Below are 14006 nucleotides of genomic sequence, written 5' to 3' on the forward strand. Positions count from 1 at the left end.
CTCATAGAAAAATGTATGGAGATGACATAGATGCTCAAGATAGGAATATGTGAGGATGAACAAAACGTCCTTAATCAAATTAGCTGTTGTATTCAAGAAGCTTTAAACAATGAAATAGAATACAGCATCAAGGAATACAATTTCGGAATGGCCATGCTAAAGGACAGAGAAATTTTTGATCTGGTGATTCTAGATTTAGATATGTCGGGCATGAACGGATATGAGCTGGCACAGGAAATCCGGGAGCTTGATACAGAAGTGAAGATAGTATTTATAACCAATTACTCAATCTACAAAGATTATGCGTTCTCAGTTCATGCTTTTGGCTATCTGGTTAAACCGGTTAATCGTGATATTCTTTCTGCTATACTCCGAGATACCGTTAAGTACATTTCGCCGAGAAAAAAAGACACTCAACAGGTTAAATTTTTGTTCAAGGAAGGTGTGAAGTCGTTTCACCTCAAGGAAATATTATACTTTGAGTATATGAACCGTGACATACATCTACAGACACTAAGGGATAAAGAATACATAATCCATAAAGAAAAGATATCTAATATTTCGAAGAAAATGAGTCTATATGATTTTGTGGTTCCGCATAAGAGTTTTGTAATTAATCTGAACTATGTTAATTATGTAAAGGGGTACAATATCTATATTACGAACGGGGATATTATTCCGTTGTCACAGAGTAATTCTACAGCTTTTAGAAAAAAGCTGGATATTTTTCTCCAGAAGCAAGTAAATGAGTAAAGGGGGCGTTTCTATACGTAATGGGGTCTAAATTTTTGTACACCCTATACTGTTGACAGATTCTACAGTATGCTGTATATTTATCTTAACTTAAAGATAATTAACTTAAAGATAAACGCAAACACGAAGGAGGTGCACATTATGAGCGGAACTAATGACACAACAAACACAGCAGGTACAGCAGCTGAAGGAAGCATCGATCAGGAGCAGGCGGCATCACTGAAACTATTCGTTGTTCTGTCCAAGGCTTACAAGAGCCTGATGGATCAGGCGGTGAAGGATATGAAGAGCCACGGGCTGGCATCGGCGGAGTTCATGGTGCTGGAAGTCCTGTATCATAGAACGCGGATTCCACTGCAGCAGATTGGCGAGAAGATTCTGGTCACCAGCGGGAGCATCACCTACAACATCGATAAGCTGGAGAAGCGCGGACTTCTGAAGCGCGTTCCATGCGAGGACGACCGCCGTGTAACTTATGCCGAGATTACGGAAGCGGGGCGCGAGCTGTTCGATGATATTTTTCCCCGTCATGTCAGTTCCATACACAGCCTGATGGGCGGGCTGGACAGTGAAGAGAAGGCTCAGGCCACTCAGCTGCTGAAGAAGCTGGGCAAGGGTGTATAGAAGACGGACAGCGCAGCAAGTTGAAGAACTGGCCGGAGCCCAATAGATGACAGTCAGCTTTAGCAGCGGGATGAGGCATTGATGATCAAGCTAAGTCCCCGGATGCGGGCAAATTATATATAGATCAGCAGGACCCAAAATTTTTTACCTAATATCTTAACGTTAAGATAATTAAAATCGAGAGAATGGAGAGTGTTTAAAATGGTTAGTGTAGGTTTATTGTTGATGAGATTGGTAATTGGTGTAGCGTTTATCGGGCATGGTGCACAGAAGCTGTTCGGTTGGTTCGGCGGCTACGGCCCCAAAGGTACAGGCGGCTGGATGGAGTCGATCGGCATTAAGCCCGGCGTACGCATGGCGGTGCTGGCAGGACTGATGGAGCTGGTCGGAGGACTGCTGTTCACACTAGGTCTGCTGACCCCGGTGGCTGCTGTGCTGATTGCCGCAACCATGCTTGGTGCGATTGTCAAAGTCCATGCTCCTAACGGGTTCTGGTCTACGGCTAACGGGATCGAGTTTCCATTGACGGTGCTTGTGGTGGCGGTCGGGGTGGCCCTGGCGGGTCCGGGTTCGATTTCACTTGATGCACTTTTCTTTAAATAATAGCCGGTACGCCAGGCAGCCTGCTCCACAGACAGCGGGCGGCTGCCCAGGGCGGACGTCAAGATAGCATTCTCATTTTACGAAAGAACAGATGGTACAACACACCCAATTTCAGGAGGTAATAATCATGACTATGCAAACTGCAGGAATTCATCATATCACCGCTTTTGTAGGAGACGCTCAGCGCAACGCTGATTTCTATGCCGGAATTCTCGGATTGCGCCTTGTCAAAAAAACCATAAACTTCGACGCACCCGACGTCTATCATCTCTACTTCGGCAATGAGCAGGGTGCACCGGGCACCATTATTACCTTCTTCCCCTGGTCTACCGGACGCAAGGGCAGAATCGGCGGCGGTCAGGTGGGCGTAACCACTTATGCTGTGCCGGCAGGCTCCATCGGGTTCTGGGAGCAGCGGCTGGCCGCTTATCAGATTCCGGTTACCAAGGTAAGCCGGATCGGCGAGTCTTATCTCTCCTTCGCGGACTACGACGGTTTGCGGATTGAGCTGGTGGAACGTGAAGAGGGTTCCTTGAGTACCTGGTCCTTCGCCGGAGTACCTGTAGAACATGCGATCAAAGGCTTCGGAGGTGCTGTTCTCTACAGCGCTGCCCCGGACAAAACAGCAGATACTCTCTCCCGTACGCTGGGAATGGAGCGGATTACTGAAGGTGACGGCTACATCCGGTACAGAGCTGCTGGTGATATCGGGAATATCATCGATCTGAAGACTACTCCGGTTCCGCAGGGGGCTGGCGGCACAGGTACCGTCCACCACATCGCCTGGCGTGCCAAAGATGATGCCGAGCAGCTGGAATGGGGCCGCCGCGTACAGAGCCACGGCTACCAGCCGACTCCGGTGCAGGACCGCCAGTACTTCAATGCCATCTACTTCCGTGAAGAAGGTGGAATCCTGTTCGAGATTGCGACCGATCCTCCCGGCTTTGCCCGTGATGAAGCGCCGGACGCGCTGGGACAGGAGCTGATGCTTCCGGCATGGTTTGAGCCGCAGCGTGCGGTGATAGAACAGAACTTAAGCCCATTTGAAATCCGCGAAATCGGGGTGAAGCAGAAATGAATATGACGCATGTATTCCATCAAGGTACGGATGTAACTCAGCCGACGCTGGTATTATTCCACGGCACAGGCGGCAACGAGCATGACCTGCTGCCGCTGGCCGAACTGCTGGCTCCCGGCGCATCCGTGCTGGGCATCCGCGGAAATGTACTCGAGAACGGCATGCCGCGCTTCTTCCGGCGGTTGGCTGAAGGGATTTTCGACGAGGAAGATTTGATCTTCCGCACCCATGAGGTGAAGCAATTCCTGGATGAGGCTGCAGCGAAGTACGGATTCGATGCCGGCAATCTGGTTGCGGTGGGTTACTCCAACGGTGCGAACATCGCCGGCAGCCTGCTCTTCCATTACGGAGGCCTCTTCCGCGCGGCAGTGCTGCTGCATCCGATGGTTCCGCTGCGCGGCCTTGCAATCCCGTCGCTGCAGGGGGTTCCGGTCTTTATCGGGGCAGGAACCAATGATCCGATCATCCGCTCTGAAGAGACACGTGAGCTGGAATCCCTGCTGAGCGGCGCGGGAGCCGAGGTCACCTCGCACTGGGGCAATCAGGGACACCGCCTGAGCTCCGCCGAGGCTGAAGCGGCCAGGGACTGGCTGGCCGGTCTCACAGCTTCCGGAGAATAAATATAATAGTATGTGCACCGCCTGCGGGGGCTGCTGATCAGTGACATAATCGGCTGGCCGGCTCCTGCAGGCGGTTATTTGCGATATAAAGGTATAGGCCCGATACATTTGCTCCCCTTCTATTCCCCGTTAATGCATAAAAGCATTGAACTTTCAGGCTGTGATCGGGTAGTATGAAGAATAAAAAACGGACCTGAGCAAAAACGGATTTGCTGTCTTTTAAAGGGGTGCCAAGAGAAAGGTTGCGTCACTATTCATGATTAAGCAAAATCATATTTCAGGCCTGGCGGAGGGTGGGCCGTCCAAGAAACAGCGGCTGCAGCTTGCAGTCATTCTGGGGGCTATCGCCACGATTGGCCCCCTGTCCATTGATATGTATCTGCCGGCTCTGCCTGCACTAAGCATCCATTTCACCACCAGTCCGGCCATGGTGCAGCTCAGCCTGACCTTCTTCCTGCTGGGGCTGGCCTCGGGCCAGCTGGTGGCCGGACCGCTCAGCGATGTCCATGGACGCCGTGTTCCGCTCTTTATCGGTATGGTGATTTATGCGGTATCTTCACTGCTCTGTGCGTTCAGTCCTTCAATCGGGCTGCTGGTGTTTCTGCGGTTCATCCAGGGGCTGGCCGGCTCGGTAGGTGTGGTTATCTCCCGGGCGGCGGTCCGCGATATGTACAGCGGCTCGGAATTAACGAAGTTCTTCTCGCTGCTGATGATTGTCAACGGGCTGGGGCCGATCTTTGCTCCTGTCATCGGGGGACAGCTGCTGAGAGTAACCACCTGGCAGGGTGTGTTTATAGTCTTGTTTGTGTTCGGACTGCTTTTTGCGGCCATTATTCTGCTGCGCCTGCCGGAGACATTGCCCAAAGAACGCCGGATCAAAAGCGGGCTCAAAGGGACCCTGCTCACCTTCCGTATCCTGCTCGGCAATGCCAAGTTTATGGGCTATGCCCTCTCCCAGGGCTTCGTTACAGCGGCTATGTTCGCCTACATTTCCGGTTCTTCCTTCGTATTGCAGATTATTTATGGGGTATCCCCGCAAATGTACAGCCTGATCTTCGCAGTTAACGGGCTCGGCATTATTATCTCCGGGCAGATTGCCGGCCGGTTGTCCGCAAGAGTAGGGGAGCGCAAGCTGCTGATTAGCGGCCTTCTGCTCTGTACTTTCGGCGGTGTCCTGCTGCTGGTTACCCTCCTTGCCGGAGGCGGGCTGCTGCCGATTCTGGTCTGCCTGTTCGCCGTGGTCTCCAGTGTGGGTCTGGTGAGTACAACCAGCTTCTCACTTGCCATGCAGGATCAGGGGGAAACGGCAGGCAGCGCCTCTGCACTCCTGGGTCTGCTTCCCTTGCTGCTGGGCAGCTGTGCGGCTCCGTTAGTCGGACTTGGCGGCAGTGATTCTGCATTGCCGATGGCGCTGGTCATCGCAGGCGCAGGAATTCTGTCCATTTTATCTTACCTGCTGCTCTGCAAAAGGGCGGACAAGCCATGAGCCGCAAGGATCTCACCACCCTGCTGCTGCTTGCCTTTGCCTGGGGAGCTTCCTTCCTGTTCATGCGGATCGCCTCTCCCGAATTGGGGCCGGTCTTCACGACCGAGCTGCGTGTTACGCTTGCCGGAGCAGCCCTGCTGCTCTATGCGTTAGTGACCCGGCGCAAGATGGGCATCCTGAAGCACTGGAAGCAGTTCCTGCTGCTCGGGGCCATTAATGCCGCGCTACCGTTCACCTTGATTTGCATGGCTGAGTTGCATCTGAGTGCTTCGCTGGCGGCAATCCTTAATGCCACGACCCCGATGTTTGCGGCCCTGGCCGCCTGGGGAACCCGGCAGGAGAAGCCCGGCCTGGCCAAGTCGGCCGGCCTGGTCATTGGTCTAATTGGCGTAGCTGTTCTGGTCGGCTGGAGTCCGGTACCGCTCACAAGTACAGTTCTCTTGTCAGTGGGGTACTCGCTCTGCGCCGCATTGTGCTATGCATTCGGAGGATTGTATGCTTCACGTGTGGGTTCCGGCCTCACGCCGCTGGCGCTTGCTGCCGGACAACAGCTGGGTGCAAGCGTGGTGCTGCTGCCGCTGGCGGTGATTTTTGCCCCGGATCATCTGCCCTCGGCCGCTGCTGTATACTCCGTACTAGGTTTGTCGCTGATTTGTACCTCGGTGGCTTACCTGCTGTACTTCCGCCTGATCGCGAGCATCGGTCCGGTCAAGACCGTCAGCGTCACATTTCTCGTGCCTGTATTCGGCCTGATGTGGGGAGCCATCTTCCTGCATGAGCCGGTCTATGCCAATACCCTTGCCGGACTGGTTATCATCCTGCTGAGCGTAACACTGGTTAACCGGAAGCTGCGCAGGTCTTAGGACAACAGACATTCAGCAAACTTTCAGCGCATTTTAACGTTCTTCTGGGGTGAGAGGGCTATATTGAAGAGGTGAAGGGAGGGATAGGCATGAATATTTCATCCGTATCCGCATCAACGTCCACCTCGTATTCGTCCTCCAGTGCAACGGACACAGCGGCGCTAGAGAAGCAAAAGGCAAAGCTGGAAGCTGATCTTGAGAAGGTAAGTTCAAGTAAAGACGACGAGAAGACCAAAGAAACCAAGACCAAACAGCTTGAGCAGCAGATCAAGCAGATCGAAGCGCAAATTGCCCAAAAGTCACAGGGGACAAGCAGCTCCTCTTCGGCCGGAAGTGCAGCTGTACCGCCAGAGAAACCTGCTGACAGCAGTAAGCTGATGGCGGCATCTGCGCAGGAAATTGCGACGGCAACTACAGATCGCGAAGGCAGATTTGACATTCGGGTATAACCCCGGCTAACCAGCATGCCTGAGAAGAGGACCGCAATTGCCAGGGTGCAACAAGAAATAGGCATCCGGACTGATCGCAGTCCGGGTGTCTATTTTTTGTATCCCATTATTTTGTATCCCAGGATCAATCAACCTTCGGTTTTCCGCTGAAACTCAAGCTATTCCTCTGATTATTGCTACTCTGCAGTGATTTGCACTTTGCCGGCTGTCTAACTCTGGTGAACATACAACCGTTATACGGGTCATCTGCTGCTACGGACACAAGTCCGTGTCCATTGATCTCATGCGCCACCGCAAGGATACCCCAAACGGGATTATGGAGTACGTATTCCTGTGTCTGCTGGAGTGGGCGAAGTCGCGGGGGTTCCGCAGCTTTCATCTGGGTCATGCCCCACTGCCTGGTGCCGGCAGGAATACCGGAGCGCTGCGCGAGGAGAAGGTGGCCCGCCTGGTCTTTGAACGCGGCGGGCACTGGTACGGATTCTCCGGCCTGCGACGGTATAAGGAGCAATTCGGGCCGCAGTGGGAGCCGCGGTATCTGGCCTATCCTGCATCGCTTACCCTGTACCCTTTAACCCTCGATCTGGTGAGACTGGTTTCGCGCCATCCGGGTCCGGAGGATAAGGAATAAGAGCTGGACGATTCTCCTGAAATGGAGGATACTAATTTTACCAGCAACCGGACTGCAGAACAGGCAACTATAGAGTATAGATCATTTCGGGAGGGCTCCTGTTCTTAGCGGAGCCCTCTTTCTTGGGCTTGAAGCTGTAACAAGGAGGCTAAGTCAGCCAGTAAGGACAGGGCAGGGCAAGCCAGGGTTGCGGGATAATTTGAGGAGGCGGCTGTTATGGGGAATGCAGTAATGGAAATTATGGAGAAACGCAAGTCTGTGCGGACTTATGAAACCACACCAATTGATACAGCAGCCCATGCCTCCATTATGGAGTATCTGGATAAGGAAGAGAATTTGCGCGGTCCTTTTGGCGGGATATCAGGGATTGAATGGATCTGGGCCAAAGGCGGGGCGGGGGAAGGCAAGGGCATGAAGCTGGGCGCTTACGGGATCATTGTGAATCCGCAGGCTTATCTGGTAGGCTCCGTGCGTAACGGGAAGCTGGAACTGCTGGAGTTCGGATATACCTTCCAGAAGCTGATTCTTTTTGCGACAGGGCTGGGTCTTGGAACCTGCTGGATTGGCGGAACCTTTAACCGCAAATCCTTTACGCGTGAGCTGGAGCTTGCCGAAGGGGAGATTATTCCCTGCATTACGCCGCTAGGCTACGCGCGGGAGAAGCAGCGCCTGCTGGATACCACGATGCGGTATGTGGTCAGAGCCGACAATAAGAAGCCTTGGCAGGAGCTCTTCTGTGACGGTGATTTCAGCAAACGGCTGACACCGGAAGCCGCGGGGAAGCTGGCCGTCCCCATCGAGATGGTCCGGATCGGCCCGTCAGCCTCCAACAAGCAGCCCTGGAGACTTGTCTTGTCTCCAGACCGGCAGCAGTTACATTTCTACTTGGAGCATACGCCTAATTACAGCGGCAATAAGCTCGGGTTCCAGATGCAGCGGATTGATATCGGCATTGCCGCCTGCAATTTCGAACTGGCCTGCCGGGAGCTGGATATCCCAGGCACCTGGACCATTAATGATCCAGGTATAGAAACCGGAAGTCCGAATACGGAATACATGCTCAGCTATACACTTAGCTGATCCGGGAGACCCACCACAGCAGGCCCGCTGCCGTCAGGATACATAGCGCAACCAATGTATCACGCTTGTTCCAGGCCAGCTGATAGACAGGAGTTCGCTGCTTGACGGGATCATACCCGCGCGATTCAACGGCTGTAGCCAGCTCGTCGCCCATGCCCAGGACAAGGATCAGCAGGGGCACGATGATCAGGGCAATCTGCTGCGGGGACCAGCGCGCCAGTCCGCGGGCCCGTCTGCCGCGCGAGCTCAGCGCCAGCTGCAGCTGTGTCAGCTTGCCGAGAATCCAGGGCACGAACTGCAGCGTCACGGACACAGCCAGCGACCAGTTGCGGGTCCGGATTCCAAGATGTCTCAGCGGAGCAATTCCCCATTCCAGCCCTTCGCGCAGCGGAGTGCCGGTAGTGGTCTCCGTGAACAGGAACCCGAGGACGATCAGCAGCAGAAACCGCAGCACGCTGATTCCTCCGCGCTGAAGTCCGGCAGAACTGAAGCTGAGCGGACCCATGCTGAAGCCGGGTGAGTTCCAGCTGAGCCCGGACAGCAGCCAGAGGAACAGGAACATGAGGAGGAACGGGCGGAAGAAACGGAAGGCTCTCCGCCAGGAAATTCCGGCCGAAACCGTGAGTCCGGCCAGCAGGCATGCAGCCAGCAGCAGCGGGAGGAAGGTGTCCATCCCCAGCACGGTCAGTGATCCGGTAATCATCCCCAGCCATTTGACCCGGGGATCCAGTCCCTGCCAGCGTATCCGGCCAGGGGCTTGTTTGAATGATGTTGATGCAGATAACACCGTCTCTGCGACGATTTGCAGGGGAGGGGCACTCTGGTCCTGTGTCCCTTCACCGTGATCCCTCTGACGGTTATCCTGGCCGTCCGGCACAGGAGCTGCAGGGATGTTCGCCGGGGGGCTGACATCCTGCGGAACGGGCAGAGGCTGCTTATCCAGTCCGGCGAGCAGCTCCTCCAGATTGTCCGGCAATGCTTCAAGCCAGCCGCGTTCAACAAGCCTGCGGCCTATCGAGGCATAAGCCGGAGGCGTAAGTCCGGCACCTCTAAGCAGGCCGGGATCTGCTGTCAGTGCCGCAGCAGGGCCATCATAATGGACTGCGCCCTGCTTCATCACGATCACCCCGTCGGCAATCGGCAGAAAGCTGTCCAGATCATGTGTGCCGATGATCAGAGTCAGGCCGCTCTGCCGCAGCTCCTGCACCATTTCCAGCAGCGACTGTGCCGCCAGCGGGTCCAGTCCTGCGGTCGGCTCATCGAGAATGAGAAGCCCGGGCCGGGAGGCTATGGCTCCGGCAATGCAGACCCGCCGCTTCTCGCCTCCGCTAAGCAGGAAAGGGGAACGTTCGGCGAACACCTCATAAGGCAGCCCGGTGCGCGCGAGGGCGCTGCGGATGATGTCCGTCCGCTGTACCTTAGGCACGCCGCGCTGCGTCAGGCCGTATTCGATATCCTTATGGACGCTGTCCGCGAACAGCTGGGTCTCCGGCTGCTGAAATACCATAGCAACAGCCTCCCCGGCCTTGCGGTCCGCAGGCTTCGTATCCTCATGAATGATATTGCCGGATGCCGGCTGCTCCAGCCCGGCGAGCAGGCGCAGCAGAGTGGACTTGCCGCTTCCGTTAACTCCGCAGAGCACGGTCAGTGTGCCTGTGGAGATATTCAGGGAGATATCCTGCACGGCGTACTTGCCGTCGTAATGTAAGGAGAGATGCTCTGCCCGAATCCTCATAGCATCGCCTCCAGCTGCGGCTCGGTCAGCGGGAGCAGATGAAGCGGCCAGTTCTGTCTCTGCAGCAGTCTCCCGATGCGGACCACGGGCGATGGAGCCCATCCGAGCGCATCCGGCAGGCCGGAGGCGTAGAACAGGGTGCGCGGATCGCCGTCATAGAGCAGCCGGCCCTCGCCCATAACGGCAATGCGCGGGCTCTCGGCCAGTTCCTCCATCCGCTGCGTGACCCAGAGCACAGTTGTGCCGCTCCTCCACAACCGCCGGGCCAGCTCTAGAATATCCTGCCTTCCCACCGGGTCCAGCATGGAAGTGGCCTCATCGAAGATGATCATGCCGGCTTCCAGGGCAAGGCAGCAGCCGACAGCCAGGCGCTGGCGTTCTCCGCCGGATAGACTGGCGACATCTGCATCGGCTTTGTGGGCCAGTCCTACCTGCTGCAGAATATCATAGATTCGCGTAATCATCAGATTCCGGTCCAGTCCGCGGTTCTCCAGCCCGAAAGCGATGTCCTCAAAGGGCGTAGAGCCCACCGTCTGTGCTTCTGGATTCTGAAATACAAGCTGGACCTGCTGCTTCACGTCCGCGCGGTTCTGAGGCGAGCGCAGATCCAGCCCGGCGACGGACAGACTGCCTCCTGACGGGGGGATCAGCCCGTTGAAGGTGCGGACCAGCGATGTTTTACCGCAGCCGTTGGCTCCTGTGAGCGCAACCCATTCTCCCCGTCCAATATGGATACTAATCCCTTGCAGAACCGGGCGCCTGTGCTGGCCATCCCGTAAAGACAAGGTCAAATTATGCGCCCTGATCATCCTCATGCCCGCTTTCCTTACAGCTCTAGTCAACAATCGCTCCCCATTATAACAAAGATTTAAGGATTGATGTATCCGGAGGGGGATGATATAGTGATCCTAAAAAAGGGGGTACTCCCGGCAATGAAGAAATGGACGACCCGCGGCCTGATATTCAGTGCATTATTCGGCGCAGTAATGATTGCTCTGAGTTTTTTAAAGATCTCTCTGCCTTTTTCTACTGTACCTATTACTATGCAGACCCTGGCTGTCATGCTGGCCGGTTCTATTCTGGGAGCACGCTACGGCACCCTCGCCGTACTGATCGTGATCGGACTTGCTGCTGCGGGCTTCCCGGTGATGGGCGGAAGCGGCGGACTCGCGGTGCTGGTTGGCCCGACTGCTGGTTATATTTTCTCCTGGCCGTTCGTAGCCTGGCTGATCGGCTTCTTCGCCCAGCGTATTAAGCAGGATAAATATACTTTCGTGAAGTTGCTTGCGGCTAACTTTATATTTGGTGCGCTGCTTGTCTATCCTGGCGGCGTATGGTGGCTGGCCCACTCTACCGGCATGGACTCGCTCTCCAAGGCGTTAACTGCAGGCATGTGGCCGTTCATTCCGGGCGACTTGACCAAGGCAGTACTATGCTCTGCCGTAGTGACGGCTGTGTGGAAGGTGTATCCGATCGACCGTATTTTAAACAGTGATTCCGGTGTCTGGGCAGACGGGGAGAAGTCAACCGTCATTCGTTAGCCGCTGTGGCTGGTTGAGGCTGCTAATTGGCTGGCTGAGATGGCGAACGGCTGGCTGAGGGTGGCGAATAGCTGGCTGAGGTGGCGAATAGCTGGCTGAGGTGGCGAACGGCTGGCTGAGATGGCGAACAGCTGACTGAGGCTGGCGAACGGCTGGCTGAGGTGGCGAACAACTGGCTGAGGCTGGCGAACGGCTGGCTGAGATGGCGAACAGCTGACTGAGATGGCGAACAGCTGACTGAGGCTGGCGAACGGCTGGCTGAGGTGGTGAACGGCTGGATGAGGCTGGCTAATGGCTGGCTGCACGGAGCAAAGAGGCGATTTCGCTGCCGTATGGCAGGGAGTCGCCTCTTTTATTGTTATTTAGAAAATTATGATGTCCGTCTGTAGTCGATAAAACGTGCAAGATGTCCTGGTTACGCTTCTTTGGAGCTTGGAGCCAATCCGCTTGAAGGACAAATTTGTTCTTATATCAGGAAACTTCACCGAATCCCCCGGGAGTCGGCAGCACGGTGAAATCAAAGGGATAAATCCCTCTAATCAACACCCGGACGTTGACCAAAGGAGGAAATGAAGAGCAAAAGTGCCCCTGATTTGGCTGGACGCGGGTAAAAGGAGGAAATGAGGGGCAAAAGTGCCCCTGATTTCACCGAATGCGGGCAAAAGGAGGAAATGAGGGGCAAAAGTGCCCCTGATTTCACCGAATGCGGGCAAAAGGAGGAAATGAGGGGCAAAAGTGCCCCTGATTTCACCGAATGCGGGCAAAAGGAGGAAATGAGGGGCAAAAGTGCCCCTGATTTGGCCGGATGCGGGGCAAAAGTGGGAATGAGGGGCAAAAGTGCCCCTGATTTCACCGAATGCGGGCAAAAGGAGGAAATGAGGGGCAAAAGTGCCCCTGATTTGGCCGGATGCGGGGCAAAAGTGGGAATGAGGGGCAAAAGTGCCCCTGATTTCGCCGCCTGTCCTCGCCAGTCCATTGCCCGCCCCGGCTATGCACCGCCCGCCAAGACTCCAATGCTCACTCTTTCACGCAGACGTCCTCCGGCTCGGGATCAGGCAGAGCCCAGACGGAGACGCTTCCGCCATTCACCGGGAATACCGCCCAGCCGTCCTCTCCGATGCTGACAGTCTCCTGGCGGTTGCCGGTCAGATCCTCCCATACTTCCCCGCCGCGCTCTTCGCCGGCGAACATCCGCTTCTCTCCGTTGTCCCCGTTCGAGATTACTACGGCGCAGCCGGAGCCTTCGATCTCCGGAACGCCGCGCCGCACCCAGCCGATGGTGTTGGGATGGTCGAAATAGTCATCCTGGTCGCCGTAGGCTTTGTTGTAACGGGCACAGAGCAGAGGATCGATGGCGTCCTTCTTGCCCTGCATTGGCGCCGGGCCGCCGATACCGTAATAATCGCCATAGAAGACAACGGGGTATCCGTCCCTCCGTAGCAGAATCAGGGCGTAGGCACTCTGCTTGAACCAGTCGCCGACCCATGATTCCAGCGCCTCATGCGGCTGGGAATCATGGTTGTCGACGAAGGTGACGGCATTCTCCGGATGCGTCTGGACCAGCGTATCGTCGAAGATATGCGTCAGATCGAATTCCCTGCCCGCAAGCGCAGCCGAGTAGAGCTTGTAGTGCAGCGACACATCGAACAGATCAATCTGGTAATCCACTGTGTTCAGGAATTCGCGGCAGGCTTCCAGATTGGAGTTCCAGAATTCGCCAACAATGTAGAAGTCTTCGCCGCGTTTCTTTTTCATCTCCGCCGCAAATTCCTTGATAAATTCATGGTTGATATGCTTAATAGCATCCAGGCGGTAGCCGCTGCACTGCAGGGTGTCGACCAGCCATTTGCCCCAGTTCAGCATTTCGTTCTTCACGTCTTCATTGCTGTAATCAATGTTGGCGAACATCAGATAGTCGTAATTGCCGAATTCGTCATCCACATTCTGATTCCAGCCTTTGTTCGTCCCATCAATCCGGAATACGCCGTTCCGACTTGCCTTGGCATCGAAATCGGTGCCGTTGAAGTGGGTGTGGTTCCATTTGAAGCTGGAGTACTCATCCCCGCGCCCCGGAAAATCAAATTTGGTCCAGCCTTCAATCTCAAACGGCTGGGAAATATCCTTATTACGGTCGTTAGGATCAACTTCGATGACCTCAAAGACCTCAGTCTCATCCGCTCCGGCCTTATGATTCATGACCAGATCCACGTAGACGGCGATGCCGTTCTTCAGACACTCGGCAATCGCATCGACCAGTTCCTGCTTCGTACCGTATTTCGTGCGCACGGTACCCTTTTGATCAAATTCGCCCAGATCATATAAATCGTATACGCCGTAACCGGTATCTTCGGCGGAGACACCCTTGGTTACAGGTGGGACCCATACGGAATCAATTCCGGCAGCCTTCAGTTCAGGGGCCATTTGGGCGAGGCGTTTCCAGTGCTCTCCGTCTGCGGCAACATGCCATTCAAAAAATTGCATCATTGTATGATTTCTCTTCATTCCTGATTAGCCTCCTTAAGGGTTGTGAAACGAATGGAATA

General features: G+C 55.0%; 13 protein-coding genes and 1 pseudogene. 11 read left to right on the plus strand and 3 right to left on the minus strand.

The window, feature by feature from the left end:
- Nucleotides 1–30: 30 nt before the first annotated feature.
- From MKZ24_RS06295 to MKZ24_RS06340, 10 genes and pseudogenes are all read left to right on the plus strand, one after another.
- The gene (locus tag MKZ24_RS06295; protein ID WP_340781743.1) at nt 31–753 is read left to right on the plus strand and encodes a LytR/AlgR family response regulator transcription factor; all 723 of its coding nucleotides are present in this window, start codon (nt 31–33) and stop codon (nt 751–753) included.
- Nucleotides 754–894: 141 nt separating this feature from the next.
- Nucleotides 895–1377 carry a MarR family winged helix-turn-helix transcriptional regulator gene (locus MKZ24_RS06300; protein WP_042240572.1) on the plus strand — a complete coding sequence of 161 codons (483 nt, stop codon included), beginning with the start codon at nt 895–897 and terminating at the stop codon, nt 1375–1377.
- Between the two features lie 201 nt (nt 1378–1578).
- Nucleotides 1579–1980 (plus strand): DoxX family protein, encoded by a 402-nt coding sequence (locus MKZ24_RS06305; protein WP_039308226.1) that lies wholly within the window; start codon nt 1579–1581, stop codon nt 1978–1980.
- Nucleotides 1981–2107: 127 nt separating this feature from the next.
- Entirely contained in the window at nt 2108–3058 is a 951-nt protein-coding gene (locus MKZ24_RS06310) for a ring-cleaving dioxygenase (RefSeq protein WP_340781744.1), read from the plus strand.
- 2 nt (nt 3059–3060) lie between these two features.
- The gene (locus tag MKZ24_RS06315) at nt 3061–3678 is read left to right on the plus strand and encodes an alpha/beta hydrolase (RefSeq protein WP_340790076.1); all 618 of its coding nucleotides are present in this window, start codon (nt 3061–3063) and stop codon (nt 3676–3678) included.
- 256 nt (nt 3679–3934) lie between these two features.
- Complete coding sequence (locus tag MKZ24_RS06320; RefSeq protein WP_340781745.1) at nt 3935–5164, plus strand: multidrug effflux MFS transporter; 1230 nt, start codon at nt 3935–3937, stop codon at nt 5162–5164.
- Nucleotides 5161–6027, plus strand: coding sequence for a DMT family transporter (locus tag MKZ24_RS06325; RefSeq protein WP_042240557.1), 867 nt, complete (start codon nt 5161–5163; stop codon nt 6025–6027). The genes MKZ24_RS06320 and MKZ24_RS06325 overlap by 4 nt, the downstream gene beginning before the upstream one ends.
- Nucleotides 6028–6116: 89 nt before the next feature.
- On the plus strand, nt 6117–6476 hold the full coding sequence (locus tag MKZ24_RS06330; RefSeq protein WP_042240553.1) for a FlxA-like family protein: 360 nt from the start codon (nt 6117–6119) through the stop codon (nt 6474–6476).
- Nucleotides 6477–6729: 253 nt separating this feature from the next.
- A pseudogene (locus tag MKZ24_RS06335) lies at nt 6730–7107 on the plus strand (phosphatidylglycerol lysyltransferase domain-containing protein); the annotation flags it as partial.
- Nucleotides 7108–7323: 216 nt separating this feature from the next.
- Nucleotides 7324–8187, plus strand: a complete 864-nt coding sequence (locus tag MKZ24_RS06340; RefSeq protein WP_340781747.1) for a nitroreductase family protein — start codon at nt 7324–7326, stop codon at nt 8185–8187.
- On the opposite strand, the gene MKZ24_RS06345 is transcribed toward MKZ24_RS06340, so the two are convergent.
- Complete coding sequence (locus MKZ24_RS06345; protein WP_340781748.1) at nt 8180–9922, minus strand: ATP-binding cassette domain-containing protein; 1743 nt, start codon at nt 9920–9922, stop codon at nt 8180–8182. The genes MKZ24_RS06340 and MKZ24_RS06345 overlap by 8 nt on opposite strands.
- Complete coding sequence (locus MKZ24_RS06350; RefSeq protein WP_042240543.1) at nt 9919–10737, minus strand: energy-coupling factor ABC transporter ATP-binding protein; 819 nt, start codon at nt 10735–10737, stop codon at nt 9919–9921. Before MKZ24_RS06350 ends, MKZ24_RS06345 begins: the two co-directional genes overlap by 4 nt.
- Before the next feature lie 117 nt (nt 10738–10854).
- On the opposite strand from MKZ24_RS06350, the gene MKZ24_RS06355 reads away from it, so the two are divergent.
- Entirely contained in the window at nt 10855–11463 is a 609-nt protein-coding gene (locus MKZ24_RS06355; protein ID WP_042240539.1) for a biotin transporter BioY, read from the plus strand.
- Between the two features lie 1017 nt (nt 11464–12480).
- Here MKZ24_RS06355 and MKZ24_RS06360 read toward each other — a convergent pair.
- Nucleotides 12481–13965, minus strand: a complete 1485-nt coding sequence (locus tag MKZ24_RS06360) for an alpha-amylase (protein ID WP_340781751.1) — start codon at nt 13963–13965, stop codon at nt 12481–12483.
- Nucleotides 13966–14006: the final 41 nt, after the last annotated feature.

The sequence above is a fragment of the Paenibacillus sp. FSL R7-0297 genome (assembly GCF_038009025.1).
Lineage (GTDB): Bacteria > Bacillota > Bacilli > Paenibacillales > Paenibacillaceae > Paenibacillus_AQ.